Below are 5,765 nucleotides of genomic sequence, written 5' to 3'. Positions count from 1 at the left end.
GGCCTGGCTGGCGTTGAAGCCGGCGGGCACACGCACCTCCATGCCCCATGGTTCGCCACTGCGCCAACCGGCACGCTTGAGATAGTTGGCGGTGGAGGCCAGTGCATCGGGAATGCTGCCGACCAGATCGCGGCGGCCATCGCCATCACCATCCACGGCGATGCGTGCATAGGTGCTGGGCATGAACTGGGTGTGCCCGAAGGCACCGGCCCAGGAGCCGGTGAGCCCCTGTGCCTGCAGGTCGCCGCGGTCGATCAGCGTGAGCAGCGCCAGCAGCTCACCGCGGAAGAAAGGTTGGCGGCGGCCGGCGCACGACAGCGTGGCCAATGACTGCAGCAGCGGGCGCTTGCCGAACACGCGGCCGTAGTCGCTCTCCACGCCCCAGACCGCGACGATGGTGGCCGGATCGACGCCATACTGGGCCGACACGCGATCGAGCAGGTCGCGGTGCTGCTGCAGCAGGGCGCGACCATCAGCGACGCGTTGGCGATCAACCAGCGCGGCCAGATAGTCCCAGATCGGCGTGGTGAATTCGGGCTGTGCATCGAGCAGGCCGAGCACGCTGGGGTCCGGGGTGAGCCCGGCGGTGATCTCGTTGAAGCGGTCGGCGCCGATGCCCTGGGTCGCGGCGGTGGCCTGCAGGCCCGCCAAGCAGCGGCTGAACGCCGGATCGGTGCTGGCGGCCGAAGCCGCAGGCAGCGTCGGGTTCGACGCAAGGGCGGCCGCCAGGCCGAGCGTGGTCAGAACAGGCATGGCGTCCTCCGTGTTGCCGTTGCACGGCCATCTTAGGGGTAGCGATGCCGCCGAACCTGAAGGGGCACCGGCTGGCCACCACCTCAGGCGCGCCGCAGCAAGCGCAGGCCATAGGCGGGGCTTTCGGCATCCCATCGCTGCGCCACCTGCAGGCCCGCCTGCCGCAACAGCGCGTCGAAGCTGTCATCGGTGTACTTGTGGCTGTACTCGACGCGGATGGGTTCACCGGCGGCGAAGTGGAAAATGCGGCCATCCAGGTGGACGTCCTGTGCCCGCTGGCTGACCAGATCGGTCTCGATGCGCAACCGCGCAGAGCTGTAGCGTGCACGATGACGGAAGCCATCGAGATCGAAGTCGCTGCCGATTTCGCGGTTCAGGCGGGCCAGCAGGTTGAGGGTGAATGCGGCGGTGACGCCCTGCGCATCGTTGTAGGCCGCCTCGATCAACGCCGGGTCCTTGTGCAGGTCGATGCCGACCAGGGCCAGGCCATCACGCCCCATGGTCTGGCGCATCGCGCGCAGCAGCGCGACCGCGTCCTCGCCTTCAAAGTTGCCCAGCGTGGAACCCGGGAAGAACAGCAGCCGTCGCGCGGGTTCGCGTTCGGGCATGGGTACGGCGACGGGACGGGTAAAGTCGGCACAGACCGGCAGCATCTCCACCTCGGGCAGCGCCGGGGCCAGATGGTCGATGCTGGACAGCAGCGCGGCACGCGAGATTTCAATCGGCGTGTAGGCCACCGGGTCGTGCAGGGCGGCCAGCAGCAACGCGGTCTTGCGGCCACTGCCGCTGCCCAGCTCCACCACGTGCAGGTGCGGCCCGACGCTTCGGGCGATGTCCGGCAGTACCCGTGAAAGCAGGGCCAGCTCGGTACACGTGGGGTAGTACTCGGGAGTATGCGTGATCTGCTCGAACAGGCGCGAGCCGCGTGCATCGTAGAAGTACTTGGACGGCAGCTGGCGGGGCGTGCGCAACAGCCCGGCCACCACGTCGGCAAGGATCTGCTGGCGGCCGGGAGTGAGATCGGTCAGCGCCTGCAGCGCGTCCTGCACCGTACTCATGCGAGATCCCTGGCTAGGCGCAGCCCGGAGAACTGCCAACGCGCCGGGGGCATGAAGAAGTTGCGGTAGCTGGCACGCACGTGGCCACGCGGCGTGGCGCAGCTGCCACCGCGCAGCACCCATTGCCCGCACATGAACTTGCCGTTGTATTCACCGAGGTTGCCGGCAAAAGGGCGAAAGCCCGGATAGGCGCCATACGCGCTGTGGGTCCATTCCCATACATCGCCGAACAGCTGCCGCAGCCCACTGCCCTGCCCCGCCCGAGGGTGCAGCTGATCGTCGTCGGCAAAATGGCCACGCAGGGGCTGCGACGCAGCGGCGGCTTCCCACTCGAACTCGCTGGGCAGGCGCGCACCAGCCCAGCGGGCGCAGGCATCGGCCTCGTAATAGCTGAGATGGCAGACCGGCGCATGCGGGTCCAGTTCTCGCCAACCGCCGAGGGTGTACTCGCGCTGCAGGGCATCGTCCCAGTACAGCGGGTGCTGCCAGCCCTCGGCTTCGCGCAACGCCCAGCCTTCGCTCAGCCACCAGCGCGGCTCGCGGTAGCCGCCAGCCTCGATGAAGACGAGGTACTCGCCATTGCTGACGGGACGCTCTGCCAGTGCGTGTGCAGCCAGCAGCACGCGGTGCGGCGGCGATTCGTTGTCGTAGGCGAAGGCGGTGTGCTGCGGCCAGGCTGCGGCGCCAATGGTAATGATGCGTTCGGGTGATTCGATCCAGCCCTGCGCACTGGCAGCGCTGGTGGCAGGCTGCAGGTCATCACGGTAGGCTGGCTGCAACGGATTGCACCAGAACGCATGCTTGATGTCGGTCAACAGCAGTTCCTGGTGCTGCTGTTCGTGCTGCAGGCCCAACTGCAGGTGCTGCAGCGCCTGCTCATCAAGGTCGCCTGCCGCCAGTCGCGATTGCACCTGTGCATCGACCTGCTGGCGGTAGTCGCGCACCTGCTGCAGCGAGGGCCGCGACAACAGACCGCGTTGCGGCCGCGCGTGCGCCGGACCGATGCTTTTGTAGTAGCTGTTGAAAAGATAGTCCCAGGCTGGATCACGCGCCGGCGCACTGGCGAATCCTGCCAGCACGAAGCGTTCGAAGAACCAGGTGGTGTGGGCCAGGTGCCACTTGCTGGGACTGGCGTCGGCCATGCTCTGCAGCATGGCGTCCTCTGCACTGAGCGGTGCGGCCAACTGCAGGCTGCGGGCACGAACACGTGCGAAGTGGTGGGCGAGGTCGTGCTGCGGGGCAGCGACGGCGGTGGGTACGCTGTCCATGCCTACAGCATCGGCGCAGTGCAGTGAGTGCGACGTCATGGCGGCACACTGCCCCATTCACATGGTTGCGGGCGTACCTTTTCAAGAAGCGCGTGTTCAAGAAGCGGGTGAGGACGCCGCTAACGGCAGTGTTGCGGCCGCATCGTCACCGCACTGGACTTCCTGCGTGCCCCTGCATCCACTCCGCCAGCCTGCGCATTACCTGTTCGTGCTGCCCGCCGTGCTGGTCGTCCTGGTGCTGTGGATGGCACTGGGCACCGAGGATGTGGCCAGCCCCGCCCAACGCATCCTGCCCTGGCTGCTGGCCTGCCTCGGCGCGGGCCTGGCCCTGCTCTACCACCAGATACGCACGTTGTGCCTGCTGCTGGTCGTGGCGGTGGTGTTCGCCCTGCTGCACCGGGACGTCGGGGGCTACCTGCGCAGCGGCCATGTCGACGCCTTGACTCCGTTGCGCTTCCACGCAATCTCGGCCTGGGTGCCGCTGCTGTTTGCCGGGCTGGCAGTGTGGCCGGAACGCGGACGCCGACGCCAGGACCTGCTGCTGCGCAGCGTGGTCTGCGGCGCGGCCCTGGTGATCTTCCTGCTGCTTGCGGCACAACAGCCGCAGGGCATGCACGATCTGCTGTCGAGCCGTCACTGGGCCTGGATTCCCGCCGACTGGAATGCGCTGGCGCAGCTGCCGGCGCTGCTGTTCCTGCTGGCGAGCGCAGCGCTGGGCTGGCAGGCGTGGCGGCATCCGCGGCCACTGCACACGGCGATGCTGCTGGCCCTGCTGTGCCTGTGGTGGATGTTGCCGCGGATCTTCCTGCAGCCGGTACTGCTGCCGGCGCTGAGCAGCGCCGCCCTGCTGCTGATGCTGGGCGCGATGCTGCAGGAATCCTTCCACATGGCCTTCCGCGATGAGCTGACCGGCCTGCCCGGGCGAAGGGCGTTCAACGAGACCCTGCAGCGGGCGCGCGGCACCTACAGCATCGCGATGGTGGACGTGGACCACTTCAAGTCGTTCAACGACACCCACGGCCACGATACCGGCGACGACGTGCTGCGCCTGGTGGGGTCGCGGCTGGCGCGTGTCGGCGACGGTGGCCGAGCGTTCCGCTATGGCGGCGAGGAATTCGCGGTGGTGTTCCTGGACCGCCCAGCGGCGGCCTGCATCGAGGCCGTCGAAGCACTGCGGCAGAGCATCGAGGACACCCGCATGCAACTGCGCGACCGCAGCACCCGCAGCCGTGACGACGAAGCTGGCCGTCAGCAGCGCGGACGCGGCGGCACCGGCCAGGTGGTGCAGGTGACGGTCAGTATCGGGCTGGCCGACAGCCGCGTGGATCCGCGACCGACGGCAGTGCTCAAGGCCGCCGACCAGGCGCTGTACATGGCCAAGGACGGAGGTCGCAACCAGGTCCGCGCGCACGGCGGCCAGCGCCTGCTGGCTGCATCCAGTGCGTAGGGCTCAGACCGCGTCGAGGTAATACCAGCGGCCGTCGATGCGCCGGAATCGGCTGTGCTCGGTCATTCTCACCGCGCTGCCGCCGCCGATGCGGTAGCGCGCGGTGAAGCGCACTTCAGCACTGTCTGCGCCGGTGACCGCGTGGTCGTGCACGGTCAGGCCCAACCAATGGGTGCGCTGGCCTGGCGCATCGCCCAGCGACAACTCGGCCGGACGCGTATCCGGATGCCAGGTGTGGCGCAGGTAGTCGGCCAGGCCCCGCACATACGCGCTGTAGCGCGAACGCATCAGGTGCTCGGCATCGGGCGCGGCTTCACCGGCATGAAAACGACCACAGCAGGCGGCATAGTCGGCGGGAAGGCCACAGGGGCAGGGATCGGCGGATTTTCGACTCATGCCGGCATTGTCGCCGGGTTGCAGGGATTGATGCACGCGCGGCGGGAGTCACCTGGAGCAGGACAGGCGTATGCTGTCGCGCCCCCACCTTGATTGATCGCCGTGCTGGATCTGGTTCCCCCTGAGTTGTGGTGGCTGGTGGTGATCGCCTTCATCGCCGGTCTTGTGGATGCCGCCGTGGGTGGCGGTGGCCTGGTTCAGCTGCCCGGCCTGTTCACGGTGCTGCCGCAGCAGACGCCGGCGATGCTGTTTGGTACCAACAAGTTCAGTTCGATGTTCGGTACCGGTGCGGCTGCGTGGCGCTATGCGCGCAATGTGCGCTTCCCGTGGAAACCGGTACTGTTCGCGGCCGGCACGGCCTTCATCTTCTCCTTCGCCGGGGCCACTGCGGTAAGCCTGCTGCCCAAGGACGCGGTGCGCCCACTGGTGCTGGTGCTGCTGATCGCGATGCTGGCCTACACGCTGTGGAAGAAGGACTTCGGCGCGTTGCACCGGCCCCAGGAGATCGGCCGCCGTGAACTGGTGATCGCGCTGGCGATCGGTGCGGCGATCGGCTTCTACGACGGCTTCTTCGGGCCGGGCACCGGCAGCTTCCTGATCTTCCTGTTCGTGCGCTTCTTCGGCCTGGATTTCCTGCGCGCCTCGGCGGCGTCGAAGGTGGTGAACCTGGCGACCAACGTGGCGGCGATCTCGTTCTTCGTGCCGACCGGCAACATCCTGTGGTTGTTTGCGCTGCCGATGGCCACAGCCAACATCATCGGCTCGGTGGTGGGCACGCGCCTGGCGCTGAAGGGCGGCACGCCGTTCATCCGCAAGCTGTTCGTGGGGCTGGTGGTGGTGCTG

Annotated in this window: 6 protein-coding genes; 2 read left to right on the top strand and 4 right to left on the bottom strand. The window is 67.8% G+C overall.

Translation table 11 applies throughout. From position 1 onward, the window contains the following. The 3 genes from N5E02_RS19780 to egtB form a co-directional block, all read right to left on the bottom strand. Positions 1-753: lytic murein transglycosylase (locus N5E02_RS19780; RefSeq protein WP_279946653.1), on the bottom strand; the 753-nt coding region annotated here is incomplete at its 3' end. Positions 754-836: 83 nt separating this feature from the next. Next, positions 837-1,811, bottom strand: a complete 975-nt coding sequence (gene egtD, locus N5E02_RS19775; RefSeq protein WP_065186600.1) for an L-histidine N(alpha)-methyltransferase — start codon at positions 1,809-1,811, stop codon at positions 837-839. After that, complete coding sequence (gene egtB / locus N5E02_RS19770) at positions 1,808-3,079, bottom strand: ergothioneine biosynthesis protein EgtB (protein WP_065186601.1); 1,272 nt, start codon at positions 3,077-3,079, stop codon at positions 1,808-1,810. The genes egtD and egtB overlap by 4 nt, the downstream gene beginning before the upstream one ends. 166 nt (positions 3,080-3,245) lie before the next feature. Between egtB and N5E02_RS19765 the strand changes: the two genes are divergently transcribed. Continuing rightward, positions 3,246-4,526 (top strand): GGDEF domain-containing protein, encoded by a 1,281-nt coding sequence (locus tag N5E02_RS19765; protein WP_053496752.1) that lies wholly within the window; start codon positions 3,246-3,248, stop codon positions 4,524-4,526. Positions 4,527-4,529: 3 nt separating this feature from the next. Here N5E02_RS19765 and N5E02_RS19760 read toward each other — a convergent pair whose 3' ends face one another. Next, complete coding sequence (locus N5E02_RS19760; protein WP_032954755.1) at positions 4,530-4,922, bottom strand: YchJ family metal-binding protein; 393 nt, start codon at positions 4,920-4,922, stop codon at positions 4,530-4,532. A 102-nt stretch (positions 4,923-5,024) separates the two neighbouring features. On the opposite strand from N5E02_RS19760, the gene N5E02_RS19755 reads away from it, so the two are divergent. Further along, the coding region (locus N5E02_RS19755; RefSeq protein WP_279946652.1) for a TSUP family transporter at positions 5,025-5,765 on the top strand (741 nt) is incomplete at its 3' end.

This window comes from Stenotrophomonas sp. GD03777 (assembly GCF_029842485.1).
GTDB classification, from domain to species: Bacteria; Pseudomonadota; Gammaproteobacteria; order Xanthomonadales; family Xanthomonadaceae; genus Stenotrophomonas; species Stenotrophomonas sepilia.
The sequence above is the reverse complement of the archived record's forward strand: the minus strand, read 5'-3'. Positions and strand labels throughout refer to the sequence as shown.

What these genes read in the sequence shown, in the direction of transcription:
- N5E02_RS19760 (WP_032954755.1), bottom strand. Translation starts at nt 4,922, where the DNA reads ATGAGTCGAAAATCCGCCGATCCCTGCCCCTGTGGCCTTCCCGCCGAC.
- egtB (WP_065186601.1), bottom strand. Translation starts at nt 3,079, where the DNA reads ATGGACAGCGTACCCACCGCCGTCGCTGCCCCGCAGCACGACCTCGCC.
- egtD (WP_065186600.1), bottom strand. Translation starts at nt 1,811, where the DNA reads ATGAGTACGGTGCAGGACGCGCTGCAGGCGCTGACCGATCTCACTCCC.